The following is a 25,438-nucleotide window of genomic DNA, read 5'->3' as shown; positions in this document are numbered from 1 at the left end:
GGCCAGGCCGACCCTCAACGACCGGCCGCCGATCCCCCACTGCCTGAAGCCGGGCCGCCGCAGCGTCGAGACGGCCGGACATTGGTTCCAGGAAGTGGTGGAAGTTATCACACAATGTGTTCATATATCGAACGCGCAGTGGAGCTCATGCTTGTATCGCGCGTTGGATCAGATACTCCTTGGAAGGAAGCCCCACGTCAATCCCTCGTTTGCGTTCAGTTTCTGAATAATGAGTGCCGAGGCTGAGAAGGCGGTTGCGAGGGGTGCGCAAAGGGGAGCGCAAGGGTGGCACGCGTGCGGCGCGAGCCTGCCCGCGGGGGTGAATGGCGGGCGGTCGCGAAGCCGGCACCGTGCGGATGGAGGTGCCGGAAGGTTGCGCCATTACTTGCATGACGGGTCGTCAGCAAGCCGCTACGGACGCATCGATGCGCAGTCGTGACCGAGCTCGGGGCACCGGATGCCACGTGACTTGTCATCACACGATACGGTGGCAAGAACACCAGGACGGTTGCGTGAGGACCGTCGCACACGGATAGTCTTCGCCTCACGGCCCTGGCGCCTCGTAGGGGTGGGAATTACTGATGGAACACATGCAAGTGCGGACCAGGCCCCGCGTGCCGGCCATTCAGTGCGGCGTGGGTGCGGCAGGTCGGCGGATCGATCGCCACCTGTCAGTGCTTGGCGCGCCCGCGCTCTCCACGGTCGACACCGCGGAGGCACTCGGTTTGATAAGGGAACTGACGCCCCGTGGCGTGAGCACCCATGCGGCCCCGCGCCGCAGTACCACCCGTGTTCGGCTGCTCGCGCCGCTGCGGCGGCTCAAGCGCAGCCTGTTCGGCAGCCGGGGCTGACCCCGGCGGGTGGTGACCGGCAAGGACCCCTGCGTCCCGACCCGCTGAGGGCCGGGCGCGGGGGCGGTCGACCCGACGGGCGATATCCGCCCATCGGGTCATAGACATGCCCGGGTACGGGCGAGAAGTTGTCCCCAAGCCTCGGCAGAGCGCAGGATGGGCGCCATGGCCGAGAGCTTCCAGTCCAGGATCTTCGAGATCATCACCGGCGATCGCGAGGTCGCGCTCGACATCACCGAGCACTGCGCGACGTACCTCAAGGAGGTGGCGGTCGAGCGGGACGGGCTGCTCAACGTCTTCGTGCCGCATGCCACCGCCGGGGTCGCCGTGCTGGAGACCGGCGCGGGCAGCGACGACGACCTGCTGGCCGTGCTGCGCGATCTGCTGCCCCCCGACGACCGCTGGCGGCACCGCCACGGCAGCCCCGGCCACGGCCGCGACCACGTCGTGCCCGGTCTGATCGCCCCGCACGCCACCCTGCCGGTGATCGGCGGCCGGATGGCCCTGGGCACCTGGCAGTCGGTGGTGCTGATCGACACCAACGGCGACAATCCGCGGCGCACCGTCCGGCTCTCGTTCCTGGGGTGAGATCGGGGTGGGTGTGGTCGGGGTGGGTGTGGTCTGGGTGAGCGCGATCGGGAGGAGCGGGCTCGGGTGAGCGACGACAGCGGCTACTGCGCGGTGCCGGGCACCGATGACCCGCTCCGCGCCCTGAACCTGGCCGGCCACAGTCCGGCCGACGGTCCTGGTGACGGCCCGGGTGACAACCGGGGCGATGACCGAGGCGACGGCCCGCGCGCCGCCTGCGTGCTGTGCGGCGAACCCACCGAGTACCCGGCCGAGATCGCGGGCAGCCCGCTCTGCCCGCGCTGCGCCTGGCAGCAGGCCCAGCGCAGCGCCTGCTCGGGCTGACGCCTGCCCGGGGTCTCAGGGGACGTTCGCGGTCGTCCGGCTCAGGGGAGACGGTGGGCGGGACATCTGCGGGCGGTGGGCGTCGGGCTCAGGGGACGACGGTGGGCGGCGGCGTGGGCGTCCGGCTCAGGGAGCGTCCGCCGTCGTCGGGCGCAGGGTCGAGCCGCAGCGGGTCTTGTGCACCAGCAGCTGGGACGGGATCCGCTGGCGCAGATCGGCGACATGGCTGACGATGCCCACCGCCCGGTCCCGCTCGCGCAGTCCGTCGAGCACGTCCATGACCTCCTCCAGGGCCTGCTCGTCCAGGGTGCCGAAGCCCTCGTCGATGAAGAGGGTGTCCAGCGGCATGCCGCCCGCCTCGTCGGTCACCACGTCCGCCAGGCCCAGCGCGAGCGCAAGTGAAGCGAAGAAGCTCTCACCACCGGAGAGCGTCGCGGTGTCCCGCTCGGTGCCAGTCCAGGAGTCGACCACCAGCAGCGAGAGGCCGGACCGCTTGCCGCCCGCGCTGCGCTCGTCGCTGTGCACCAGGGTGTAGCGGCCGCCCGACATCCTGACCAGCCGGGCGCTCGCGGCGGCGGCCACCTGCTCAAGGCGGGCCGCCAGCACATAGGACTCCAGGCGCATCTTCAGCCGGTTCTCACCGCTGGTGCCGCCCGCCAGTTGGGCCAGTCGGCTGATCTCGCCGAACTCCGCGAGCCGTGGTGCCGCCTTGCGGGACAACTCGGCCAGCCCGTGGCCGAGCTCGCGCAGCGCCTCGACCCGCTGGCGGGCGGCGTGCTCCGCCGCTGCGGCGGCACGCAGCGCGGCCGTCGCGGCGTTCAGGGTCGCCTGGGCCGCGCCGGGATCGGCCGGCGGCGCACCGGCGGCCGCGGCCAACTCGGGGCGGGCCAGCGCCTGGTCGACGCTGCGCCGCTCGGCGGCCCGCTGTTCCAGGCGGTGCCGCAGGGCGGTCAGTTCGGTGGGCGGCAGCGCGGCCCCGGCGGCTTGCCGTGGTGAGGCGAAACCGGCCGTGGTGGCGGTGCGGGACAACTCCTGCTCGGCGTCGCGCAGACGGGCTGCCGCCTGCTCGGTAGCCCGGGCGGCCTGCGCGGCGGCGGACAGGGCCTCCGCCAGGCGGCTCAGCCGAGCGGCGCGGGCGGCCACCGACGGGGCGTCACCCCGGGCGGCGGCGATCCGCGCGGCCAGCTCGGCCTGCTCCGCGGCTCGCTGCTCCAGGCCCGTGGTGCGGGCGACCACCCGCTCCCGGGCCTGCCGCAGCTGCTCGGTGTAGTGCTGGTGCCGCTGCTCCAACTGCTCCCGTTGCTGGAGCAGCACGGTCAGCTCCTCGCCTGCCCGCAGCGCGCTGCGGTGCTGTTCGGTGAGCTCGGCGAGGTGTGCGGCGAGCTCGCCCACCGACTGCTCGCCGGCGGTCGCGGTCGCGGCGGCCTCGCGCAGCCGCAGCTCGGTCAGCGCGCGCTCGGCTGCGGCACGGGCATCCTCGGCGGCCTGCTGGGCGGCGGCCGCGGCCTCCTCGTCGGCCGCGCCGACCGGGGCGGTGGGCGCGACGGCGAGGGCCGGGTGCTCGGCAGAGCCGCAGACCGGGCAGGCCTGGTCCGGGCCCAGCCGGCCGGCCAACTCGGCGGCCATGCCGTCGAGTCGGCGCTGACGCAGATCGAGGGAGTGCTCACGGGCGGCCAGCGCGGCCTGCCGGATCGGCAGGAGGGCGTGCTCGTCGTGGGTGATCCGGGCCCGCAACTCGTCGCGGCGGTGAGCGGCCTGGGCCCGCTGCTCGGCCTCGGTCCGCTGGGCGGCGAGCTGTTCGGCACGCAGCGCGGTGGCCCTGGCGGCCTCCTCGCGCTGGTGGCCGGCCTCGGCGGCGTCCTGCTGCTCGGCCAGCCAGCGCTCCGCCTCCTCGGCCAGCTCCTCGGCCCGCCGCCGCTCGGCCGCCTCCCGCTGCTGTTCGGCGGCGAGCGCGGCGGCCCGGCGCTCGTCGGCCGCGGCGGCCTCAAGCCGCCCGAGCTCCTCCCGGGTGGCGGCCTCCGCCGCCGCCAGGCGGTCGGCGGGGGCATGCGGGAGGGGAGTGGCGGCGACGTGCGCTGTGGTGGGGGCCGGGGTGGTGGGCTGTTGTGGTGCTTGGGTGTTGCTGGGGTCGCTGGGGTAGGTGGTGGCTTCCGCGTGCGCCTCGGTGCGGGGAGTGCTGGGGGCTCCCGCCGGGGTGCCGGCCGGCTGGCTCTGGTCCCAGGCGCGAGTCAGCTGGGCGCGGGCCTGGGCCTCGGTGTTGCGGGCGCGGTCGTGGGCGGTGGCGGCCTGGGTGTGCTGGCGGAGTGCGGATTCCACGGTCAGCGCCGCCTGAGCCAGCGCCAGCCGCTCCCGCGCGGCCGCCTCCTGGTCGGCCGTGGCCGCCAGCCGCTCGGCGTGCTTGACCGCCTCGGTGTGTTCGGCCTGGCGATGGGCGAGCTCCTGCTGCTCCGCCAACTCACCCTGCGCGTCCACATGGTGACGCTCGGCGGCGGTGAGCGCCGCAGTGCGGACCGCCAACGCCTGGGCTGCCGACTCGCGCAGCACGGCAGCCCAGCCGAGCGCCTCCTCCGGTGCCGCCTCGGTCGGCCAGGGCTCGCCGGCCGCCTGCTCGGTGCGGCTGATCAGCTCGCGCAGCCGGTGCCGGTCGGCCTGCACGGCGGCCTCCTGGTCGCGCCGCCGGTCACCCAGCCAGGTCTCCAACTGCCGGAACCGCTCGGTGTCGAAGAGGCGGCCGAGCAGCTCCGCCCGCTGGCTCGCGTCGGCCCGCAGGAACCGGGCGAAGTCACCCTGGGGCAGCAGCACCACCTGGCAGAACTGCTCCCGACTCATGCCGATCAGGCGCAGCAGCTCCTCACCGGCCTCCTGGTGCGAGCGGCTGGCCGCTCGCCAGCCGGGCGTGCCGTCGTCGGCGTCCGCCGCCCACTCGCGCAGCAGGGTCTGCGCCTTCTCCACGGTGAACCCGGTGCCGCGCTTCTTCGGCCGCGGTTGCTCGGGGATCCGGGTGATCTCCAACCGGCGTCCGCCCAGGGTGACTTCCAGCCGCACCTCGGTGAGCACCCCCGGGTCGGCGTGGTCACTGCGCATCCGGTTGGCTCGCCGAGCGCCCGGCAGCTCGCCGTAGAGCGCGTAGCAAACGGCGTCCAGCAGGCTGCTCTTGCCGGCACCGGTCGCACCGCGCAGCAGGAACAGGCCGCCGGTGGTGAGCGTGTCGAAGTCCACCCGCTCGCGGCCGGCGAACGGGCCGAAGGCGGTGACGGTCAGCTGATGGAGCCTCATCGCGCCAGCTCCGCCCGCTGCTGCTGGTCCGTGCGGACCTGCTCCAGGCCCTCGCGCAGCCAGTCCCGCTCCCGCCCGACCAGCTCGACGCCGGGGCGGACGTGCCGCACGAAGCTCTCGGCCACCTCCAAGTCCGTTCGCCCGCGCACCCGGGAGGCGTAGGAGACCGCCCGGTCGGTGGGCTCCTCGGCCGGCTCGAAGAGCAGTTGGAGCGTGTGCGGGAAGCGGCGGCGCAGCTGCTCCATCGGCTCGGCGGGGCGGCTCGGATCGGTCAGCGTCGCCTGGACCCAGCAGTCCTCGAACTCGCCGTACTCCGGTGCGGTCAGCAGCTCGGCGAGGGTGCCGCGCAGACAGGCCAGCGGCCGGGGCACCGGGCAGTCGATCCGCTGGGCAGCCACCGAGCCGTCGGCCGCCAAGTCCACCAGCCACATGGTCTTGCGCTGCCGGGCCTCGGAGAAGGAGTACGCCAGCGGCGAGCCGCTGTAGCGCAGGTGCGGGGCCAGGGTCTGGGCGCCGTGCAGATGGCCGAGGGCCACGTAGTCGATGCCGTCGAACAGCTCGGCCGGCACGCTGGCCACGCCGCCGACGGCGATGTCCCGCTCGCTGTCGCTCGGCGCGCCGCCGGTGACGAAGGCATGCGCCAGCACCACCGACCGAGTCCCCGCCGGGCGGGCGACCAGGTCGGCCCGGACCTGCTCCAGCGCGGCTTCGAGCACGGTCGCGTGCCCGCCGCGCTCCAACCCGAACCGCTCGCGGACCAGCACCGGCTCAAGATACGGCAGTCCGTAGACCGCGACCTCGCCGTGCGCGTCCGACAGCAGCACCGGCCTGGCGACCGCCCCCGGGTCCGTCCGCAGGTGGATGCCCGCCCGCTGGATCAGACCGGAGCCGACCCCGAGCCGCCGGGCCGAGTCGTGGTTGCCGCTGATGAAGACGGTCGGCACGCCGAGGTCGGCGAGCCGGTGCAGCACCTCGTCGAAGAGCGCGACCGCCTCCAGACCGGGCAGCGCCCGGTCGTACACATCTCCGGCGACCAGCACGGCATCCACGCGCTCGGTTTCGACCACGTGCACCAGGTGGTCGAGGAAGGCGTGTTGGGCCTCCTGGAGGCTCTCCCGGTGGAAGGAGCGCCCCAGATGCCAGTCGGAGGTATGCAGCAGTCGCATGCTTCGACCCTAGCGGGCACCTCTGACAGAACAGCGGCCCCGACGATCCCGGCAGCCCCGACCGCGCGCTGAGACGGTGACGGAACGTCGATTGTCAGTGGCAGTGAGTAGGTTCGATGGCGAAGTGACAGCGACTCGATCAGTTCCGGGAGAGGACGTGGTGATCATGGAGCAGGCGGTGTCCCTGGTGGCTCCGGCGCCGCTGCCGGCGGCCGGCGGCGCGGCGGTGGCGGTCGCGCTCGTGGCGGACGCGATGGACTACGGCCGGCTGCGTGCGGTCGGCCTCTTGGGCCCGGCCGACTACGGGCGGTACCTGCGCGAGGCGGAGCGCCAGCTGCGTGGGATCGACGGTCATGGGGTGGCGGTCCACCTGCGGGTGCTTGAGCCGGTGGACTACCTGGACTACTGCACGGTGCGCGGGCTGCGGCCCGGTGCGCCGGCCGCGCGGGTGGCGTATGCGGCCGATCCGCAGCTGGCCGGTGAGCCGTTCGTCTATGCCGGTCAGCGGATGGCGCAGCTGCTGCCCGCGCTGGTCGACGACCACTTGGCCCGGGTGCGGCTGACCGTGGCCCTGGCGGAGTTGGCCGGGCGGCCCGGTGCGAGGGCGGCCGTCCGGGTTGCGGAGCGGTTGTACGACGACCTGCTGAGCGGGCTCGGTGAGGGGCGTCATAGGCTGCTGCTGCGCTGGGCGCGAGCCGAGCAGCGGCAGGTCGTCGAGCACGAGGCCTGTGTGGCCGGCGGTCGGCGGGTCGCGGGGGAGCGGCAGGCCGAGGCGTTCCGCGCGCTGCTGGCTGCCGGGTTGGCGAGCGGTGCGCGCGGCGAGTTGCTGACCGCCAGCACGGGGCCGGCCCGGAGCCGGGCGGCGCCGTGCCACACGGTGCGGGGCTGGCGGCTGGCGTGCGGTGGCCTGGCGCCGCTGGCGGTCGAGGAGCTGCGGGTGCTGCTGGCTCGGTTGCCGGACCGGAGGGCGGGGCTGGTGCGCCCGGGGTGCGGGCCGGTGCGGATCCGGGCCGGGTTCCGGTTGGGGCGCGGATCGGGGGTGTCATTGGGTGCGGGAGGGTGAGGTGACGGCCCTTGGGAGGCGGCGAGTCTCGGTTGCGTCCGACACGTGCTGCAGTCGTGTCGCGGTTGTGCCCCATGCGGGCGCGAGGGCTGTTCATCGCCCGCCTGTTCGGGGAAGATCAACAGGTCGGACCCCGCGCAACCCCGATCGGCGCGGCGAAGCCGGCGAACGAACCAGCACAGCCGGACCGACCGGCCCGAGACCGGAGGGGGCCCCATGCAGCGGATCGAGTACAGCGCGGAGATCGCTGAGCTGCTCGGCCGGGTCCGGCGTCGCCCAGCCGCAGGCTGGCCGTGGCGGCCGGCGGAACCGGTGCCCCCGTGGCTCCCCGTGAAGCAGTCCTGGGGCTGGCTCTTCGCGCCGGACGGGCGAGTGCTCACCCTGATCAACCCCAAGGACGGCGTGGTCAGCCTGCCCGGTGGCTCGCTGGAGGCGGAGGACGCCGGGGATCCCGGAGCGGCGCTGGCTCGGGAGGCCGGCGAGGAGGCGCAGGCGGTGATCGGTCCGGCGCACTACCTGGGCTACCTCTACGACCGGGTCGGCTCCGCCAACAACGGGCACGAGTGCGCGCGGGTCCGGATGGCCGCCGAGCTGCGTGCGGTCGGCCCGAGCAGGCCCGACCCGGCCTCGGGGCGCCACTACCGGCGACTGCTGGTGGCGCCGGGCCTGGCGGTCGAGTTGCTGGGGTGGGGCGTGCCGGGGCTGCGGCAGGCGCGGGCTGCGGTGCGGGTGGCGGTGGCGGAGTTCGGGGTGCCGGCGGCGGCGAACGAGGAGATCGAGGAGCTGCCGGTGACGGGGTGCGAGGTCTTCCCCGGGGTGTGAGCCGCGCTGCGTTCCGGGGCGCGGCAGGGTGGCCGGGTGCGATTGGCACCGCAGTCCGGGCGCGCGCTGCAGAGCGAACGGCCGTGCACCGCAGTCGCGGGGTGCGTCACAGGGCGGCCTGGCGCAGGTGGCACCGCAGCCCGGGGTTCGTGCCACCGTGCGTCGGGCCAGCGGTCGGGGTGTGAGGGTTGCCACGGGTGGCCGGGATCATGTTCGGTTCTGCGGGTCGATGCGCGCGGGGTCGGCTAGGGTCGGGTGCGACCGGCGGGTGCGAGCAAGCTGACGATCCGAGGGGAGCCAGATGTCCGGGCCGCGCAGGGGGTTCATCCACCACATCGAGCTCTGGGTGGACGACCTGGTGCTGGCCGAGGAGCAGTGGTCCCCGGTGCTGCTCGCCCTGGGATGCCTGCCGTTCCAGAGCTGGGACGCGGGACGCAGCTGGCGCCTCGGCGACAGCTACCTGGTGCTGGAGCAGTCGCCGGCGCTGCGCCCCGGCGGTCACGACCGGCTGCGCGCTGGGCTCAACCACCTTGCGGTGCACGGCTCGCGGGCCGCGGTGAGCGCCGCCCTCGCGGCTCGCTGGACGCTGCGGGTGGACACCGGCGCGGCAGTGCACTTGGTGGACGGCCAGGGCTTCGAGCTCGAAATCGTTTGTGACGAATAGTCACCGAAAACCATCTCAAGCGACCAGTTCGCTACATCGTGGCCAACTCCGTGCTCTACCAAGAGAATTCACATCAACATATTTGGCATGGGCACTTCCCGGGGACGGGCGTCACTGGTACCACTGAGTAACCCCCATCACTCTCCCGTGGAGGCTCAATGCGTCTCGCTCGTGTTGTTGCTGGTGCGATCACGGCCGCTGCTCTTGCCGCCGGCACCGTCTCCCTCGCCGCCCCCGCCAGCGCGGCCACCGTCAACTACGTTGCGCTGGGCGACTCCTACTCGGCCGGCGTTGGTTCCGGCAACTACGACAGCAGCAGCGGCAGCTGCTCTCGGAGCTACAGCTCCTACCCCTACCTCTGGGCCGCCCAGACCGGTGCCAACTTCACCGACGTGGCGTGCTCCGGTGCCAAGACCGGCGACGTCCTGAGCAGCCAGCTCTCGGCGCTCAGCTCCTCGACCACCGAGGTCAGCATCACCATCGGCGGCAACGACGCCGGGTTCGCCAACACCATGGAGACCTGCGTCCTGTCCGGCACCAGCTCGTGCCTGAGCGCGGTGTCGAGCGCCGAGTCGTACGCCCGGAACACCCTGCCCGGCCTGCTGGCCAACACCTACTCGCAGATCCACTCCCACGCGCCCAACGCCCATGTGGTGGTGCTCAGCTACCCGCACCTCTACCAGGTCCCGGGTAGCTGCCTGTTCGGCATCAGCGACACCTCCCGGTCCGCGATCAACGGCGCCGCCGACATCCTGGACGGCGTGATCAACAAGGCCGCCGCCAACGCCGGCTTCACCTTCGCCGACGTGAGAAGCAGCTTCGATCAGGGCCACGAGATCTGCGGCGACTCGGACCAGTGGCTGAACAGCACCACTTGGCCGATCAGCGACAGCTACCACCCGACGGCGGACGGCCAGCAGTACGGCTACCTGCCGGAGTTCTCGGCCAACGCCTGATCACCGCCGGCCCGATGATCGGCTGATCTCGCCAGTCGAACGCAACGCCGGATCATCACGACCACCAGCGCCACCAGCGTCATCAGCGCCACCCGCACCATGAGCGCGGCCACGGCTGTGCGCAACGGCCATGCGGGGCCCTCCCTGCCCCGCATGGCCGTTGCGCTGCGGTGTTGCCGCCGTCACCGAACGCCCCGCCGAAGGCCGCCACTGGGCCGGCTTGCTCCATCCGGACCGGCACCGACGGCTACTAAGGAAATTCGTAGCGCCATATTCGGTTCGGATGCTTCCAGGTGGCGCGTCCCACTGGTACTACTCAGTAACTCTCGTAGCACCCCATGGAGGACCAATGCGTTCTGCCCGTGTTGCCACCGGTGCGCTGATGGCGAGCTCCCTTGCCGCCGCCACCCTCTTCCTCGCCGCCCCCGCCAATGCGGCCACGGTCAACTACGTGGCATTGGGAGACTCCTACTCCGCCGGTGTGGGAGCCGGCAACTACGTCGGCAGCAGCGGCAGTTGCGATCGCAGCTACAACTCCTACCCCTACCTGTGGGCCTCGCAGCACGCGTCCGGCTTCACCGATGCGGCCTGTTCCGGCGCCACCACCAGTGACGTCCTGAACAGCCAGGTCTCGGCGCTCAACTCCTCCACCACCGAGGTCAGCATCACCATCGGCGGCAACGACGCCGGCTTCGCCAACACCATGGAGACCTGCGTGCTGCAGGGCACCGACGAGTGCCTGAGCGCGGTGTCCAGCGCGGAGTCGTTCGCCAAGAACACCCTGCCCGGCCGGCTGGCGCAGACGTACGCGGCGATCCACGCCAGGGCGCCGCACGCCCATGTGGTGGTGCTCGACTACCCGCACCTCTACCAGGTTCCGGGTGACTGCCTGTTCGGCATCAGCGACACCTCCCGGTCCGCGATCGACGGCGCCGCGGACATCCTGGACGGCGTGATCAGCAAGGCCGCCGCCAATGCCGGATTCAAGTTCGCCGACGTGAGAGCCGCCTTCGACGCCGGCCATGAGATCTGCGGCAGCTCCACGTCGTGGCTGCACAGCACCACGCTGCCGGTCAACGAGAGCTACCACCCGACTGCGTCGGGTCAGGAGTACGGCTACCTGCCGCAGTTCGCCGCGAACGCCTGACCGGTCCGGCCGCCTCGAGTGGTCAACCGGCAACGACCGTGCGGGTTTTGAGGGCCCGCGCGGCCGTTGTGCTGCCCGTGTTCGACGCGCGCCTCGGCCGTGGAGACGCGGTCCTAGCGGCCGTCGACGGTGAATCCTTTGTGACGATTGCCAGATGAACGCCACCTCGGCGGGACGGTTTTCGACATTCCGGCCAACTCCGTGGGCTAGCAAGCGAATTCACGATAACGACTTTGGCATGAGCACTTCCCGGGGGCGCTTTCCACTGGTCTACTCAGTCCCGCTGGTACCAGCCAGTAACTCCCGTCACTCTCCTACCAATGGAGGACCCATGCGCTCCGCGCGTGTTCTCACCGGTGCGGTCATGGCGAGCGCCCTCGCCGCCGGCACCCTCTTCCTCGCCTCACCCGCCAATGCGGCGACGGTCAACTACGTTGCGCTGGGCGACTCCTACTCGGCCGGGGTGGGAGCCGGCAACTACGTCGGCAGCAGCGGAAGCTGCGACCGCAGCTACAACTCGTACCCCTACCTGTGGGCCTCGCAGAACGCGTCCGACTTCACGGACGTGGCCTGTTCCGGCGCCACCACCAGTGACGTCCTGAACAGCCAGGTCTCGGCGCTCAACTCCTCGACCACCGAGGTCAGCATCACCATCGGCGGCAACGACGCAGGCTTCGCCAACACCATGAAGACCTGCGTGCTGAGCGGCACCAGCGCCTGCCTGAGCTCCGTCAACAGCGCCGAGTCGTTCGCCCAGAACACCCTGCCGGGCCTGCTGGCGAACACCTTCTCGGCGATCGGCAACGCGGCGCCGAACGCCCATGTGGTGGTGCTCGACTACCCGCACCTCTACCAGGTCCCGGGCAGCTGCGTGTTCGGCATCAGCGACACCTCGCGCAGCGCGATCGACGGCGCCGCCGACGTCATCGACGGCGTGATCAGCCAGGCCGCCGCCGACGCCGGCTTCAGCTTCGCCGACGTGAGAGGCGACTTCGACGCCGGCCACGAGATCTGCGGCGACTCCGACCAGTGGCTGCACAGCACAACGATCCCGACCACCGAGAGCTACCACCCGACCGCGGCCGGCCAGGCCGACGCCTACCTGCCGGAGTTCGCGGCCAACGCCTGATGCTTGGCTGACCCCTCATCAGCCAAGCAGTGCCACTGAACACCAGTGGAACAGGCTGCACCACGGCCGTGCGGGGCCCCCAACCCGCACGGCCGTCCTTCGTTCCCGGCGCAGGCTCAGCAGAGCCCGTCGTCGGTCCAGGGGCCGTACGGCCCGCTGGCGCTCGGCACCTCGTTCTGCGTCCACCACTTGGCGGTGTAGTCGTGGCCGTTGTACGAGACCTTGGCGCCCGCCGTGTAGGCGGTGCCGGAGTTCCACGGCGGCACGGTGCACACGCCCGGGCTCGCGGTGGTCGGCGGTGCGGTGGTCGGCGGCGTGGTCACCGGGGTGGCGCCCGCGAACTTCACCGTGTACCTGGTGAAGTCCCAGGCGTTCTGCGGCACGCTCGAACAGGAGCCGGACAGGCCCGGGTCGACCACCGGGGTGCACTGGCGGTCCCGGTTGACCGACCAGAAGGTGTAGCGCGCCATCCCGTGCGAGGTGGCGTAGTCCAGCACGGTCTGGAAGTCCACCTGGGTGAAGTACTCCGCCGCGTCGGTGCGCCCGTTCATCATCGAGACGCCCTCGTGGGCGTAGGCGGTGGCCGCGTCCCAGCCGAAGGTGGTCTGCAGGATGGAGTTGAACCGGGTGAGCGCGGCGGTCTGCCCGGCCGCGCCGTTGAACCCGCCGTCGAACGGCATGATCGAGTAGTTGTCGGGCGTGAAACCCTGGGACTTGGCCTCGTTGAGCATCTGCTGCCCGAACCAGCCGGTGCCCGCGGTGGTGCCCGCCGTGGTGATCGAGACGTACAGGCCGGGGTTGTTCGCCTGCAGGATCTTGGCGGCACCGATCTCGTTGTGGATGGCCGCGCTGTTCTCGTACTCCGGCTCCTCCAGATCGAAGTCGATCGCGTGCAGGCCGTACTTGGTGATCACCTTCTGATAGCCGGCGGCGGTGGCCTCCGGAGTGCCGCAGGTCTGGCCGAGCTTGGTGCCGCCGTAGCCGCCGAAGGAGACCGAGACGTCCCCGCCCTTGGCCCGGATCTGCGAGATCACCGCGGGCATGGTGGTGTCGGTGTCGATCGACGAGGTGCCGCCCCAGGCCGGCGAGCAGCCGCCGCCGTCCAGGATGAACGCCAGCTGGAAGGCCTTCTGGCCGGTGGCGTCCATCACCGCGCCGGCGTCCGGTGGGGAGTTGTCCTCCGGCATCAGATACGGCGCGGAGGCGTACCAGTTGCTGCTCAGCGCGGCGCCGGCCGCGGTGTTGGCGGCCGCCTGGGCGGACTGCCCGCCGCTGAAGGCGGCGAGCGTGCCGGCGGCCAGGCCGAGCGCGGCCACGGCGGTCAGCGCGGTGGTGCGCCGCCGCCGGTGCCGGCCGGGTGGCGGATGCTCGGTGGTGGGGGACTTCTGGGCGCGTTCCATGAGCGGGGAACCTCTCCAGTGGGGGAAGGTGTGGGGGGCGTTCCGCGCACGGGCGGGGGCGCGCGGGACGGGTGACATGCGGGTTGCCCGGAGTTGCGAACCCGGTGGAGCGGGCCGCGTGCTGAACAAAATGGACTAGACCATCCGTCAGGTCAAGGGGGCGTGCGAGGAGTTAAGGCTGCCTTGAGGATCAGCGCAGGTAGTCCGCCAGCCCGGCGGGCCGCAGGCCGGCCGGGCTGGGCCGCGGCCAGGGCCCGCCGCAGGTCGCTCGCCAGGGTGTCGGTGAGGTGCATCAGCACCACGTCACCCGGCTGCAGCGGGCCGCCGTGGTAGACGTTCGAGGCGCCCAGGGTGAAGTCGGCAGTGGCGGTGAGCACGGTGCGCATCCCGCAGTTGGCCGCCGCCTGCAGGGTGTCCGCGTCGTAGTCGAAGTAGGGCGGCCGGAAGACGGTCGGCGCCTCACCGTAGATCCGCTGGTCGATGTCGCGGGCGCTGCAGATCTCGGCCTGCTGCTCGGCGGGGAGAGCGTGGTGAGGTCGCGGTGCGAAACGGTGTGGTCCTGGATCGAGGAGCCGGGCACCGCCGTGACCTGCCGGAAGTAGTCCGGCTGGAGCTCCGAGGGCATCGGCAGCGGGAAGGCGGTGATCGGCAGCCGGTGGTCGGCGATGAACCGGGCCGCCTCCGGGGTGCGGTACCAGCCGTCGTCGACGGTGAAGAAGACCACCTTGTCGCCGGTCGGCACGTTCCAGGTGGCTCCGGCCGGGTCGGGGGCCGGGCCGATCAGCTGGACGTCGTCCGCGCGGTAGCCGCCCTGGCCGTACCAGCCGTGCAGGTAGAGGTGGACGGACGTGGTGTGCGCGCCGGTGGTGAAGGCGGTGCTGAGCTGCTGCCAGCCGCCGTCGGTGGTGGCGGTCCAGGCCGGCGGCACGTCATGCCCGGTGCCGTCGGAGGCGGACATCGACCTGACGGAACGTCAGGTCGGTCGAAGGCGTGCCGCTGGCGCGCCGGCGCCTGTCGGGCTCACGGCGTGTAGAGCGCCTCGATGTCGGCCGCGAAGTGTTCCGCGATGGCCTTGCGGCGCAGCTTCAGCGAGGGGGTGAGCAGCCCGTGCTCCACCGTGAAGTCGCCCGGCAGCAGCCGGAACGCCCGGATCGACTCGGCCCGGGAGACCGAGGTGTTGGCGGCCGCCACCGCCCGCTGGATCTCCAGGTGCAACTCCTCGTCGGTGAGCATCGCCCACTCGTCCATCGCCGCCCGGCGGTGCATCTGCTGCCAGTGCGACAGCGCCCGCGGGTCCAGCGTGATCAGCGCCGCGATGTAGGGCCGGTTGTCACCGACCACCAGGCAGTGGGAGACCAGCGGATGGGCCCGCACCCGCTCCTCCAGTGCGGCCGGTGCCAGGTTCTTGCCGCTACTGGTGACGATCACCTCCTTCTTGCGCCCGACGATGGTCAGATAGCCGTCCTCGTCCAGCCGGCCGAGGTCACCGGTGGCCAGCCAGCCGTCGTGCAGTGCCTCGGTGGTGCAGCGCGGATGGTTGAGGTAGCCGGCGAAGACGCCGCCGCCGCGCACCCAGACCTCGCCGTCGTCCGCGATCGCCACCTCGGCGCCGGGGATGGGTCGGCCGACGGTGCCGAACTTGGGGCTGTCGGCAGGGTTGGCGATGATCGCCGCGGTGGTCTCGGTCAGTCCGTAGCCCTCGTAGACGGTCATCCCGGCACCGGCGAAGAACAGGCCGAGCTCGCGGCTGAGCGCGGAGCCACCGCACATCACATGCCGCACCCGGCCGCCGAACAGCGCCCGGATCCGCTGGTAGACCAGCCGGTCGTACGCCAGGTGACGCATCCGCACCGTCGCGCCGGGGCCGGAGCCGTGACCCAGCGCGCGGCGCTCGTTGCCGGTGGCCCAGTCGACCGCGACCGCCATGGCCTGCTCGAACAGCTCGCCCCGACCGGCCTGTTCGGCGGCGATCCGGGTGGCGTCGTAGAGTCGTTCGAACACATAGGGGACGGCGAACAGCACGGTGGGCCGGTAGGACGCGAGGGCGGGGAGCAGCGCCTCGGCGCGCAGCTCGGCCAGGTGGGCGAGCCGGATCCCGCCGCGCAGCGCGGCCACCTGCAGCATCCGTCCGTACACGTGCGCCAGGGGCAGGAAGAGCAGCGTGGCGGGCTGCCCGTCGGCCTCGAACAGCACGCTCTTCCAGCCGGCCAGCACATTGTCGGCCTGGGCGGCGAAGTTGCCGTGGCTGAGCAGGCAGCCCTTGGGGCGACCGGTGGTGCCGGAGGTGTAGATGACGGTGGCGATGGTCTCGGGGGTGACGGCCAGGCGCTGGCGGTGCACCAGGCTCTCCGGGATGCCGGCGCCGTCCTCGGTCAGGGACCGCACGCAGCCGTGGTCCAGCTGCCAGATCCCGGTCAGCTCGGGCAGCGCGTCGCAGACCGCGCCGATCGTCATCGCGTGGTCCTCGTCCTCCACCACGCAGGCCACCGCCCCGGTCTCGGCGAGGATCCAGCGCACCTGCTCGGCGGCCGCGGTGGGATAGATCGGAACCGGGATGGCGCCGATCGACCAGAGTGCGTAGTCGAAGAGGGTCCACTCGTACCTGGTCCTGGACATCAGCGCGACCCGGTCGCCGAACCGCACGCCGCGCGCCAGCAGGCCCTTGGCCAGTCCCAGCACCTCGCTGCGGAACCGGGCCGCGGTGACCGGCCGCCAGCGGTCGCCGCCGTCCGTGCGGCGGGCCAACTGGACCAGCTGGGGAGTGAGTTCGGCGGTGTCGTAGACCGAGTCCGCGAGGCCGCCCGATGCGGGCTCGGCCAGGGGCGGGGTGTTCTGCTCGCGCACGGTGTCCGGCCTCCCGCCCGGCAGGCCGTGCACGATCCGTGGTTCGCCCGCCGATCCATCGCGACCTTGCCCGCGGCCCCGGAAGCGACCGTAGCGGATCGCCGGGGCGCTGCCCAGAGAAGTCTGAATTCCCCATGGAACGGGCACGATTGATACCCGAGTGTGCCAACGGTCATGCGCATGCCCACAAATGTTCAAAAACGATCCACCAGACGCGTCGAACGTCACACAATCCAGTAGTAAGCTCGCGCAGATCCATCGACCCGGCGCCCCGGCCCGGTCGGTTGCGGGCACACCTGACCGAGGACTCCATGCGTCTGCGCAGCAGCTCGATCCGCGCGAAGATCATCGCGCTGCTCCTGGTGCCCATCGTGGCCCTGGTCGGCCTGTGGGCCTACGCCACCCTGGTCACCACCAGCGACTTCTGGCAGCAGTTGAACGTGGCCTCCAGCTACCGCACCTTCGGCGCCCCGGTCGACGCGGTCGCCCGCGACCTGCAGCTGGAGCGCCGGGCCGCGGTGCTCCGGCTGGCCCGGCCCGCCGCCTCCGGAGTGCAGGACGACTACCTGAAGGCCCAGCAGACCACCGACCAGGACGTGGCCGCGTTGCAGCGGACCTTCAACGGGTCGTCCGGCAGCCAACTGGGCAAGACCGAGCGGACCCGGCTGCAGGACTTCCTCAAGTCCCTCGGCAACCTGCCCGGCCTGCGCGGTCAGGTCGGACAGGACAGCTTCTCCTGGGAGTACGCGATCAGCAGCTACTCCGACCTGCTCAAACCCGCCTTCGAGTTCCGCACCGCCTTCCTCAGCCGGCAGACCGGCCAACTGCCCCGCCAGGGAATGGTGCTGGTCGAACTCAGCCGGGCCCGCGAGATGCTCTCCCAAGAGGACGCGGCCATGGAGGGCCTGCTCAACACCGACACCCCCGGTGCGCTGGACTACCAGGCCGTCATCGACCCGATGCACGACCAGCAGGCCCTCTACGAGATCTACATCAACGAGCTGGACCAGCCCGACCTGGGCTACTACCAGAGCCTGAACAGCGGCGACAACTGGATGAACCTCAACCTGGCCGAGCGCGAGTTCCAGAGCGCCTCCCCGAGCGAGGCCGCGCACTTCATCAGCGAGACCCGCTGGAGCGGGGCCGTGACCCCGCTGCTCTCCGACCTCTACAACGAGAACACCAAGCTGGCCGCCGCCCTCGGCGAACAGGCCCGCGCCTATGCCATGGGCGTGCTCTGGCGGGGCGTCATCGCCGGCATCGCCGGGCTGCTGGCCATCGTGATCACCCTGCTGATCTCGCTGCGGATCGGCCGCGGCCTGGTCCGCGAGCTGATCGGCCTGCGCAACTCCGCGGACGAGCTGGCCGACGTCCGCCTGCCCGCGGTGATGCGGCGGCTGCGGGACGGCGAGGCGGTCGACATCGCCGCCGAAGCACCCGAGCTGGCGTTCGGGCCGGCCGAGATCGGGCAGGTCGGCCGGGCCATCAACGCGGTGCGGCGGGCCGCCGTCCAGGCTGCCGTCGAACAGGCCGAGCTGCGCCGCGGTGTCTCCGCCGTCTTCGTCAACCTCGCCCGGCGCAGCCAGGTGCTGCTGCACCGCCAGCTGACCCTGCTGGACACCATGGAGCGGCGCACCGAGGACCCGGGCGACCTCGAGGACCTGTTCAAGCTCGACCACCTGACCACCCGCATGCGGCGGCACGCCGAGGGTCTGATCATCCTCTCCGGCGGTTCGCCCGGCCGGGCCTGGCGCAAGCCGGTGCGGATGGTCGACGTGGTGCGGGCCGCCGTCGGCGAGGTCGAGGACTACGCCAGGGTGATCGTCCGCCCGTTCCCCGGCACCGGGCTGGTCGGCAGCGCGGTCGCCGACGTCACCCACCTGGTCGCCGAACTGGTGGAGAACGCCGCGGTGTTCTCGCCGCCGCAGACCCAGGTCACGGTGCAGGGCGAGGTGGTCGCGCACGGCTTCGCGCTGGAGATCGACGACCGCGGCCTGGGCCTGAGCGAGCAGGCGCTCGCCGAGATCAACCAGCGCCTGGAGGTCGAGCAGCCGTTCAACCTGGCCGACACCGACCGGCTCGGCCTGTTCGTGGTCAGCCGGCTGGCCCGGCGGCACGGCATCCGGGTCAGCCTGCGCGCCTCGCCCTACGGCGGCACCACCGCCGTGGTGCTGATCCCGCGTGAGCTGCTGGCCGATGTGCCCGGCCAGGTGCCGACCCCGCGGGCCGCCGCGCCCGGCGCCGAGCCGCACAAGGACCGCGAGCTGGTGGCGGTGGCCGGCGGTGCGAGCGGTCCTTCGCGCCGGGGCCGGACGCGCGGCCACGGCCGACCGGTCACCGGGCCGCAGCCGGCCGGCAGCGAGCCGGCCCGCACGCCGGGCGGGCTGCCGCGGCGCCGGGCGGCCGGCGGCCCGGTGCTGGTGCCCGCACCCGGTGGTACCGGGCGGCACCGCCGGGCCGACACGCCATCCGAGGCGACGCCGGGCGACGCTCCGGTCACGGTCGACACCCCGGTCACGGCTGACGTCACGGTCGACACCCCGGTCACGGATGCCCAGTCGACCACGAGCGCCTCGACCGCTGACGGGTCCTCCGGCGGCCGCCCCGCCGGCGGGCTGCTGCCCCGCCGGGTCAAGCAGGCCAACCTGGCACCGCAGTTGAAGGGCGAACGGGACGAGCGCCCGCAGCCCGCCCCCGCCCCCGCTCCCGCCCGCTCGCCGGAAGAAGCCCGCGCCGCCTTCAGCTCCTTCCAACGCGGCTTCAGCCGAGGCCGCGCCGCACCCGAACGTCCGGCCCCGACCGCACCCGAACGTCCGGCCCCGGCCGCACCCGAACGTCCGGCCCCGACCGCACCCGAACGTCCGGCCCCGGCCGCACCCGAACGCCCGGCCCCGGCCGGACCGCAACGCCCGGCCCCGCGGCCGCCGGCCCCGGTCGTGCGGACCGTGCCGGCGCCCGCCCCGGAACCGCGACGGGCCCTGGCCTCGTCACCGATCCCGCCGGCGCTGCCGGCCACCCCTCAACCAGCACAACCCGCACCAGCGGAAGGATCTGATCGATGACCGCAATGAACCAGCCGGCCGGCGAGCTGAACTGGCTCCTGGACGACCTGGTGGGACGGGTCGCGTCGCTGCGGCACGCGGTGATCCTCTCCAGCGACGGCCTGGCCACCGGCGCCTCGCAGGGCCTCAGCCGAGAGGACGCCGAGCACCTGGCCGCCGTGGCCGCCGGCTTCCACAGCCTGGCCAAGGGCGCGGGCCGGCACTTCGACGCGGGCGGGGTGCGGCAGACCATGGTCGAGCTGGACGAGGCCTTCCTGTTCATCACCGCGGCCGGCGACGGCAGCTGCCTGGCGGTGCTGGCCGACGCCGACTCCGACATCGGCCAGATCGCCTATGAGATGGCGCTGCTGGTCAAGCGGGTCGGAGAGCACCTGGCCGCTGAGGCGCGGCACCCCGCCTGATGGCCACAACCCCGCAGGAGCCGGGCTCGCCCGCGGAGCCGGACCACTGGTTCGACGACGAGGCGGGCCCGGTGGTCCGGTTGTTCTCGATGACCCGGGGGCGCGCCAGACCCGCCGGCGACGAGTTCTTCGACCTGATCTCGATGATCTCGGCGCGGCCGGTCGCCGACCGGGACGCCACCGAGCCGGCCCCGGCGCTCGACCCGGAGCACGACGCGCTGCTCCAGCTGAGCGCCGACGGGCCGATCTCGGTCGCCGAGCTGGGCTCCTACACCGATCTGCCGGTCAGCGTGGTGCGGGTGCTGCTCGGCGACCTGCACGCTGCCGGCTTGATCGACGTCACCCGTCCCGTCCCGCTCGCCGAACTGCCGGACGAGCGCCTGCTCCGAGATGTGATCAATGGTCTACGCGCACTCTGACCGACCGTCGGCCGCGCCCCGTGGTCTGGCCGGGGCGCCCGCGGCGGCGCTGAAGATCCTGGTCGCCGGCGGCCTCGGCGCCGGCAAGACCACGCTGGTCGGCGCGGTCAGCGAGATCCGGCCGCTGCGCACCGAGGAGCGGCTGAGCGAGCTCGGCCGACCGCTGGACGACACCTCGCAGGTGGCGGGCAAGCGGACCACCACGGTGGCGATGGACTTCGGGCGGATCGACATCCGCCCGGGCCTGGCGCTCTACCTCTTCGGCACCCCCGGGCAGGACCGGTTCTGGTTCGTCTGGGACGAGTTGGCGCAGGGCGCGCTGGGTGCGGTGGTGCTCGCCGACACCAGGCGGCTGGCGGACTGCTTCCCGTCGGTGGACTTCTTCGAGCAGCGCGGCATCCCGTTCCTGGTCGCCGTCAACTGCTTCGACGGCGCCGAGACGTTCGCACCCCAGGACGTCCGGGCCGCGCTCGACCTGTCGGCCGACGTGCCGGTGCTGCTCTGCGACGCGCGGCGCCGGGAGGACGGCAAGGAGCTGCTGGCCCGGCTGGTGGAGCACGCGATCGAGCGGCGCTGAGGTGTCGTCAACCCGTTGGTCGGCGCTCTGGTCACCCATTGGCATGGATCGCGCTGCGCTGATCTGCTTCAATGGTCCTATGCACACCACCGTGGACAGCAGCCGAGGCCGCCAGGACCTCGAGCCGTTCTGGCCGTCCCGGCAGCCGCATCTCTTCGACCAGACCTGTCCGGGTTCGCACCGCGCGTCCCGGCTCGCCCACCGCTGATCCTCAAGTCCCCGGACTCTCAACGTCCTCGGACTTCTGGACGCGGTGCGGACCGCTGAGTCCCCCGACGCGCAGACGACGCCCACCCCTCGTTCTCGCGCGAAAGAGCTGCCATGCCTTCTTCTACGGCCACCCTGACCCCGCCCGCCGCCCCGCAGCTGCGAGCGTTGCGCGCGGTCACCAGCCCGCCCACCGCCGCCGACCTGCGTCGGCAGCCGCCGACACCTGAACTGCCGCCGCTGTCACCCGAGTTGCTCGGCACCCTGCCGACCGGCGCGACCGTGGTCGCGACGGTTCCGCAATCCGCCCTGCCGCCGGGCCTGCTCGCCCAGTACGGCACCCAGCCGGACCCGACCGGCGCGGCCCGCCCGATGGTCGGCTACCTGGTGCTGGTGCCCGCCGAGTCGGCGCCGACCGCCGTCGCCGCGGCGGCACCGGTGGCGGCGGTGCCGGCCCCGCGCCCGGCGGTGCCGACCGCTCCGCCAGTCCCGGCCGCCCGGGGCATCAGCGTCGACCTGGAGCGGCGGACCGCCCACGTCGACGGCCAGCCACTCGAACTCACCTACCTGGAGTTCGAGTTGCTCGCCCACCTGACCCAGCACCCGCACCGCGTGCACACCCGGGACCACCTGGTCACCGCGGTCTGGGGTTACGGCCACGTCGGCGACGGCCGCACCGTGGACGTCCATGTCGCCCGCCTGCGCCGCAAGTTGGGCGCGGCGCACCGTAGCAGCATCATCACGGTGCGCAGGGTCGGCTACAAGTATGCGCCCAACGTGCGCAGCTGAGATATCGTCAATCACCCGGATGTCCGGCCCCTGAGCAGCAGGGGCCGGACATCGGGCTGCCCGCGCAGTCCCGTGGAGAATCTGACGCAGTGTCAGGCGCTCAGCCGGTCGATCTCGGCCAGCTCCTCGGCGGTCAGCGGCCCGGCCGCCAGCGCGTCGAGGTTCTGGTCGAGCTGGGCCACACTGCTGGCCCCGATGATCACCGACACCACCCGGGGATCCCGCAGCACCCAGGCCAGCGCCAACTGGGCGAGGGACTGGCCGCGTTGCTCGGCCACCTTGTTCAGCGACCGCAGCTGCTCCAGCTTGGCCGGGGTGAGCGCCTCCCGCCGCAGGAAGTGCCCCACCGACATCCGGGAACCGGTCGGCACCTCGCCCGTCAGATAGCGGTCCGTCAACAGGCCCTGGGCGAGCGGGGAGTAGGCGATCAGGCTGGTCTGGGTGTCACCCACCGCATCCAGCACGCCCTCCCGCTCGGGGCGCCGGTCCAGGATCGAGTAGGCGCTCTGGTTGAGCAGCACCGGCGTGCCCAGCTCGCGCAGGATCGCCACCGCCTCCCGGTGCTGCTCCGCCGGGTAGTTGGAGATCGCCGCGTACAGCGCCTTGCCCTGCCGCACCGCGCTGGCCAGCGCGCCCATGGTCTCCTCCAGGGGCGTGTCGGGGTCGTAGCGGTGCGAGTAGAAGACGTCCACGTAGTCCAGGCCCATCCGGGCCAGCGACTGGTCCAGGCTGGCCAGCAGGTACTTGCGGCTGCCGCCGTCGCCGTACGGGCCCGGCCACATGTCGTAGCCGGCCTTGCTGGCGATGAACAGCTCGTCGCGGTACGGGCGGAAGTCCTGGGCGAACAGGTAGCCGAAGTTGCGCTCCGCCGAGCCGTACGGCGGGCCGTAGTTGTTGGCCAGGTCGAAGTGGGTGACGCCGCGGTCGAAGGCCCGGCGCAGCACCGCGCGCTGGACCTCCAGGGGCTGGGCGTCGCCGAAGTTGTGCCACAGGCCGAGCGATACGGCGGGCAGCTGGACGCCGCTGCGCCCGGCGCGGCGGTAGGTCATCGAGGCGTAGCGGGAGTCGGCCGCGAGATAGGTCATAACGGTCATCCTGCCAGTTCGGCGCCGCGGTGACGGGCGGCCAGCAACTCGGGGAGCTTGCGCATGTCGTCGAAGAGCACCGTGCCGGGGCCGGCCAGCCGCTCGGCCGGCATCACCCCGCCGGTGTAGCCGAACGAGGGCATCCCGGCCGCCCGGGCCGCCGCCAGGCCGTGCGGGCTGTCCTCCACCACCACGCAGGCGGCCGGGTCGGCGCCCAGGGTGCGGGCGGCGTACAGGAAGAGGTCGGGCGCCGGCTTGCCGTGCGCCACGTCCTCGGCGCCGCTGAAGATCCGCCCCTCGAACCGCTGGTACAGCCCGGTCAGCCCCAGGCCGGTGCGCAGCCAGCGGTGGCTGCTGTTGGAGGCCACGCAGCTGGGCAGCTCGATGGCGGCCAGCGCCTCGGTGATGCCGTCCACCGGGGCCAGTCGCTCCTCGGTCAGCTCGCGGTGCAGCGGCCGGTACGGCTCCCACCAGTCGGCGGGCAGCGGGCGGCCGAGCAGCTTCTCGATCAGCGCTGTCTTCGCGCCGTGCGAATGCCCGACGAAGCGGTCGATGACCTCCTGCTCCGTCATCGGCAGCCCGAGGTCGGCCAGCGCCACCCGGTCCACGGCGACGCCCAGCGGCTCGCTGTCTATGAGAACGCCGTCACAGTCGAAGATCACCAGTTCGATCATCGGGTGAGCGGAAGATGCCCCCGGCTTCAGGTGAGGGGAGGGGGCCTGCTTCCCGAGAAGTGGGCCAGGGGCGGTTGCATCGTCATTTGCGCTGAAAGGCCTGCGGGCGCGCTCGGTCTGGGCGGTCAGCTGGGCGTGGACGTCAATGGGCATCAGTGGAGTGGTCCTTGCTTCTTGATCCATGCCTTGATTCGGCATTAGTGACACTATGTACTGATAGGGTGACGCTATGGCGACAGTGCAGGTTGAAGAGAGTGCTGGGCATGCCCGGTATACCTACCGCCTTCGTGTGTCGTCCACCGCTTTGGCTCTGCTGCAAGCGGAGTGGGGGCGGTGCCGGTGGGTGTGGAACGAGTGCGTGGCCATGTCGAAGAAGCGGCATCAGGCCAATCGCGCCAGGCCTGCGGGAGCGCCGAAAGTGACGTGCGGCCCGGCAGAGCTGGACAGGATGCTGACCGAGGCCCGAGCCGCGAACGCGTGGCTGCGTGAGGGGGCTTCGGTTCCGCAGCAGCAGACCGTCAGGGACTTCGCCAAGTCCCGTGCCAAGGCTCAGAAGGACATGAAGGCGAAGCTGCCGGTAGGGCAGCGTGCCGGGATGCCGAGGCACAAGAAGCTTAAGGACGCCCGGCCTAGCCTGAACTACACCCGGCGCAGATTCCGGATCAGGGGTGGCAGACTTCATCTGGCGGGAGGCATCGTGCTGACTGTGGTGTGGTCGCAACAACTTCCAGCCGACCCCAGTTCGGCGCGGGTCTACCAGGACAGCCTTGGGCACTGGTACGTGTCGTTTGTCGTCCCGGCGCAGCTCCAGCCCTTGCCGCACTCTTGCTTGTCGATCGGCATCGACTGGGGCGTGGCCGAGACCGCGACTACCACCTCCGACGCCCACGACCTCCCGCACCCGCAGCACGGCAGGAATGCGGCCGCCGCACTGGCCAGGTACCAGCGGCAGATGTCACGCCGCCGCCCGCCCAAGGGTCAACCCGCGTCCAAGGGTTACCGGCGCGCACAGCAGCAGGCTGCCAGGGCGCATAAGAAGGTTGCCCGGCAGCGCCAGGACACCGGCCGCAAATGGGCCAAGTCCGTGGTCCGCGACCACCAGCACATCGCAGTGGAGGACTTCCGCCCCGGATTTCTCGCGAAGACCACCATGGCCCGCAAGGCCGCTGACGGGGCGATCTGTGCGACCAAGACCGCATTGCAGGAGATGGCACGCAAGCACGGCCGAAGCCTGTATCTGGTCAACCCAGCGCACACCACGATGGACTGCGCGCACTGCGGGGCGAGAGCCAAGCACCGCATGCCGCTGTCCGTGCGCACCTACATCTGCACCACCTGCGGAGCCTCCTGTCCCAGAGACAAGAACTCCGCCCGCGTGATGCTTCACCGGGCAGGTCTGAACCCGGCTGGCGTCGAGTGCGTAGGACGCGGCTGCCTGCAGGGCAGCCGCGCAGCACGAGCCAGAAATTCCTCCGACGAAGGCGGAAGCACCCGCCCTCCAGGCGGGGAGCAGTCAACCTAGTACGGTGGAGGCCCTCGAGAGGTGGGAGAGGAGATCCGCATGCAGACCGACATCGCCACCCGGGGCGACCTTGAGCTGTTGCTGCACCGGTTCTACACGGCCGCCTTCGCCGACCCGCTGATCGGCCGGCATTTCGGCGGCATGGACCTGGAGGCCCACCTCCCGCGCATCACCGACTTCTGGGCGAGCTCGCTGCTGCGCACCGGTGAGTACCGCGGCAACCTGTTCGCCCCGCACGCCACCCTGCCGCTGACCGCCGAGCACTACGGCCGCTGGGTGCAGCTCTGGTCCGCCACCGTGGACGGCCGCCACCAGGGCCCGGTCGCCGAGCGCGCCAAGGAGCGGGCCCAGCGGATCGCCGTCAACCTGATCCGCCGCACCAGTGGCGAGGACCCGGCAACCGGCGGCCCCGGCGGCTTCGTGCCGCTCTCCGCACTGCTGCTTCGCAGCGCGTGACCCCGGCCGGTGCGCA

At 72.0% G+C, this 25,438-nt stretch carries 23 protein-coding genes and 1 pseudogene; 17 read left to right on the top strand and 7 right to left on the bottom strand.

Features of this window, described 5'->3' with window-relative positions; translation table 11 throughout:
- The first annotated feature begins 581 nt into the window (after positions 1-581).
- The 3 genes from E6W39_RS08375 to E6W39_RS08365 all read left to right on the top strand — a co-directional run bounded on the left by E6W39_RS08375 (position 582) and on the right by E6W39_RS08365 (position 1,763).
- Positions 582-851, top strand: a complete 270-nt coding sequence (locus E6W39_RS08375; protein ID WP_141632986.1) for a hypothetical protein — start codon at positions 582-584, stop codon at positions 849-851.
- Positions 852-1,016: 165 nt separating this feature from the next.
- The gene (locus tag E6W39_RS08370) at positions 1,017-1,439 is read left to right on the top strand and encodes a secondary thiamine-phosphate synthase enzyme YjbQ (protein WP_141632985.1); all 423 of its coding nucleotides are present in this window, start codon (positions 1,017-1,019) and stop codon (positions 1,437-1,439) included.
- A 66-nt stretch (positions 1,440-1,505) separates the two neighbouring features.
- The gene (locus tag E6W39_RS08365) at positions 1,506-1,763 is read left to right on the top strand and encodes a hypothetical protein (RefSeq protein ID WP_407658371.1); all 258 of its coding nucleotides are present in this window, start codon (positions 1,506-1,508) and stop codon (positions 1,761-1,763) included.
- A 126-nt stretch (positions 1,764-1,889) separates the two neighbouring features.
- On the opposite strand, the gene E6W39_RS08360 is transcribed toward E6W39_RS08365, so the two are convergent.
- Together E6W39_RS08360 and E6W39_RS08355 are read right to left on the bottom strand one after the other, a co-directional pair.
- Positions 1,890-5,039 (bottom strand): AAA family ATPase, encoded by a 3,150-nt coding sequence (locus E6W39_RS08360; protein ID WP_141632984.1) that lies wholly within the window; start codon positions 5,037-5,039, stop codon positions 1,890-1,892.
- Positions 5,036-6,205 carry an exonuclease SbcCD subunit D gene (locus tag E6W39_RS08355; RefSeq protein ID WP_141632983.1) on the bottom strand — a complete coding sequence of 390 codons (1,170 nt, stop codon included), beginning with the start codon at positions 6,203-6,205 and terminating at the stop codon, positions 5,036-5,038. Before E6W39_RS08355 ends, E6W39_RS08360 begins: the two co-directional genes overlap by 4 nt.
- A 157-nt stretch (positions 6,206-6,362) precedes the next feature.
- On the opposite strand from E6W39_RS08355, the gene E6W39_RS08350 reads away from it, so the two are divergent.
- The 6 genes from E6W39_RS08350 (at position 6,363) to E6W39_RS08325 (ending at position 11,986) form a co-directional block, all read left to right on the top strand.
- Positions 6,363-7,268: a hypothetical protein gene (locus E6W39_RS08350; protein ID WP_141632982.1), complete on the top strand. Its 906-nt coding sequence runs from the start codon at positions 6,363-6,365 to the stop codon at positions 7,266-7,268.
- A gap of 216 nt (positions 7,269-7,484) precedes the next feature.
- A complete protein-coding gene (locus tag E6W39_RS39130) occupies positions 7,485-8,090 on the top strand; it encodes an NUDIX hydrolase (RefSeq protein ID WP_180356725.1) in 606 nt (201 codons plus the stop codon).
- A gap of 301 nt (positions 8,091-8,391) precedes the next feature.
- Entirely contained in the window at positions 8,392-8,754 is a 363-nt protein-coding gene (locus tag E6W39_RS08340; RefSeq protein ID WP_101383577.1) for a VOC family protein, read from the top strand.
- 158 nt (positions 8,755-8,912) lie between these two features.
- Entirely contained in the window at positions 8,913-9,710 is a 798-nt protein-coding gene (locus tag E6W39_RS08335; protein ID WP_141632981.1) for an SGNH/GDSL hydrolase family protein, read from the top strand.
- A gap of 349 nt (positions 9,711-10,059) precedes the next feature.
- Positions 10,060-10,857: an SGNH/GDSL hydrolase family protein gene (locus E6W39_RS08330; RefSeq protein WP_141632980.1), complete on the top strand. Its 798-nt coding sequence runs from the start codon at positions 10,060-10,062 to the stop codon at positions 10,855-10,857.
- A gap of 331 nt (positions 10,858-11,188) precedes the next feature.
- The gene (locus E6W39_RS08325) at positions 11,189-11,986 is read left to right on the top strand and encodes an SGNH/GDSL hydrolase family protein (protein ID WP_141632979.1); all 798 of its coding nucleotides are present in this window, start codon (positions 11,189-11,191) and stop codon (positions 11,984-11,986) included.
- A 116-nt stretch (positions 11,987-12,102) separates the two neighbouring features.
- Here the strand turns inward: E6W39_RS08325 and E6W39_RS08320 are convergent, their stop codons facing one another.
- The 3 genes and pseudogenes from E6W39_RS08320 to E6W39_RS08310 all read right to left on the bottom strand — a co-directional run bounded on the left by E6W39_RS08320 (position 12,103) and on the right by E6W39_RS08310 (position 16,230).
- Complete coding sequence (locus tag E6W39_RS08320; RefSeq protein ID WP_141632978.1) at positions 12,103-13,386, bottom strand: carbohydrate-binding protein; 1,284 nt, start codon at positions 13,384-13,386, stop codon at positions 12,103-12,105.
- Positions 13,387-13,538: 152 nt separating this feature from the next.
- Positions 13,539-14,344 (bottom strand): annotated as a pseudogene (locus E6W39_RS42720) (polysaccharide deacetylase family protein).
- A 62-nt stretch (positions 14,345-14,406) separates the two neighbouring features.
- Positions 14,407-16,230 carry an AMP-dependent synthetase/ligase gene (locus E6W39_RS08310; protein WP_141632977.1) on the bottom strand — a complete coding sequence of 608 codons (1,824 nt, stop codon included), beginning with the start codon at positions 16,228-16,230 and terminating at the stop codon, positions 14,407-14,409.
- A gap of 311 nt (positions 16,231-16,541) precedes the next feature.
- Here E6W39_RS08310 and E6W39_RS08305 point away from each other — a divergent pair, with 311 nt between their 5' ends.
- The 6 genes from E6W39_RS08305 to E6W39_RS08285 all read left to right on the top strand — a co-directional run bounded on the left by E6W39_RS08305 (position 16,542) and on the right by E6W39_RS08285 (position 21,685).
- A complete protein-coding gene (locus E6W39_RS08305; RefSeq protein WP_181799156.1) occupies positions 16,542-19,292 on the top strand; it encodes a sensor histidine kinase in 2,751 nt (916 codons plus the stop codon).
- Positions 19,289-19,693, top strand: a complete 405-nt coding sequence (locus tag E6W39_RS08300; RefSeq protein ID WP_101383583.1) for a roadblock/LC7 domain-containing protein — start codon at positions 19,289-19,291, stop codon at positions 19,691-19,693. Before E6W39_RS08305 ends, E6W39_RS08300 begins: the two co-directional genes overlap by 4 nt.
- Positions 19,693-20,112: a DUF742 domain-containing protein gene (locus tag E6W39_RS08295; RefSeq protein WP_141632975.1), complete on the top strand. Its 420-nt coding sequence runs from the start codon at positions 19,693-19,695 to the stop codon at positions 20,110-20,112. Before E6W39_RS08300 ends, E6W39_RS08295 begins: the two co-directional genes overlap by 1 nt.
- Positions 20,093-20,689, top strand: coding sequence for a GTP-binding protein (locus E6W39_RS08290; protein WP_141632974.1), 597 nt, complete (start codon positions 20,093-20,095; stop codon positions 20,687-20,689). Before E6W39_RS08295 ends, E6W39_RS08290 begins: the two co-directional genes overlap by 20 nt.
- A gap of 79 nt (positions 20,690-20,768) precedes the next feature.
- Entirely contained in the window at positions 20,769-20,897 is a 129-nt protein-coding gene (locus E6W39_RS42715) for a hypothetical protein (protein WP_267286679.1), read from the top strand.
- Between the two features lie 113 nt (positions 20,898-21,010).
- Positions 21,011-21,685, top strand: coding sequence for a winged helix-turn-helix domain-containing protein (locus tag E6W39_RS08285; protein ID WP_141632973.1), 675 nt, complete (start codon positions 21,011-21,013; stop codon positions 21,683-21,685).
- Between the two features lie 92 nt (positions 21,686-21,777).
- On the opposite strand, the gene E6W39_RS08280 is transcribed toward E6W39_RS08285, so the two are convergent.
- Both E6W39_RS08280 and E6W39_RS08275 read right to left on the bottom strand, forming a co-directional pair.
- Positions 21,778-22,770, bottom strand: coding sequence for an aldo/keto reductase (locus E6W39_RS08280; protein ID WP_141632972.1), 993 nt, complete (start codon positions 22,768-22,770; stop codon positions 21,778-21,780).
- A gap of 5 nt (positions 22,771-22,775) precedes the next feature.
- Complete coding sequence (locus E6W39_RS08275) at positions 22,776-23,444, bottom strand: HAD family hydrolase (RefSeq protein ID WP_141632971.1); 669 nt, start codon at positions 23,442-23,444, stop codon at positions 22,776-22,778.
- Between the two features lie 229 nt (positions 23,445-23,673).
- Here E6W39_RS08275 and E6W39_RS08270 point away from each other — a divergent pair, with 229 nt between their 5' ends.
- Together E6W39_RS08270 and E6W39_RS08265 are read left to right on the top strand one after the other, a co-directional pair.
- Positions 23,674-24,966: an RNA-guided endonuclease InsQ/TnpB family protein gene (locus E6W39_RS08270; protein ID WP_228718026.1), complete on the top strand. Its 1,293-nt coding sequence runs from the start codon at positions 23,674-23,676 to the stop codon at positions 24,964-24,966.
- A gap of 39 nt (positions 24,967-25,005) precedes the next feature.
- Positions 25,006-25,422, top strand: a complete 417-nt coding sequence (locus E6W39_RS08265) for a group III truncated hemoglobin (protein WP_141632970.1) — start codon at positions 25,006-25,008, stop codon at positions 25,420-25,422.
- Positions 25,423-25,438: the final 16 nt, after the last annotated feature.

The organism is Kitasatospora acidiphila (genome assembly GCF_006636205.1).
GTDB classification, from domain to species: Bacteria; Actinomycetota; Actinomycetes; order Streptomycetales; family Streptomycetaceae; genus Kitasatospora; species Kitasatospora acidiphila.
The sequence above is the reverse complement of the archived record's forward strand: the minus strand, read 5'-3'. Positions and strand labels throughout refer to the sequence as shown.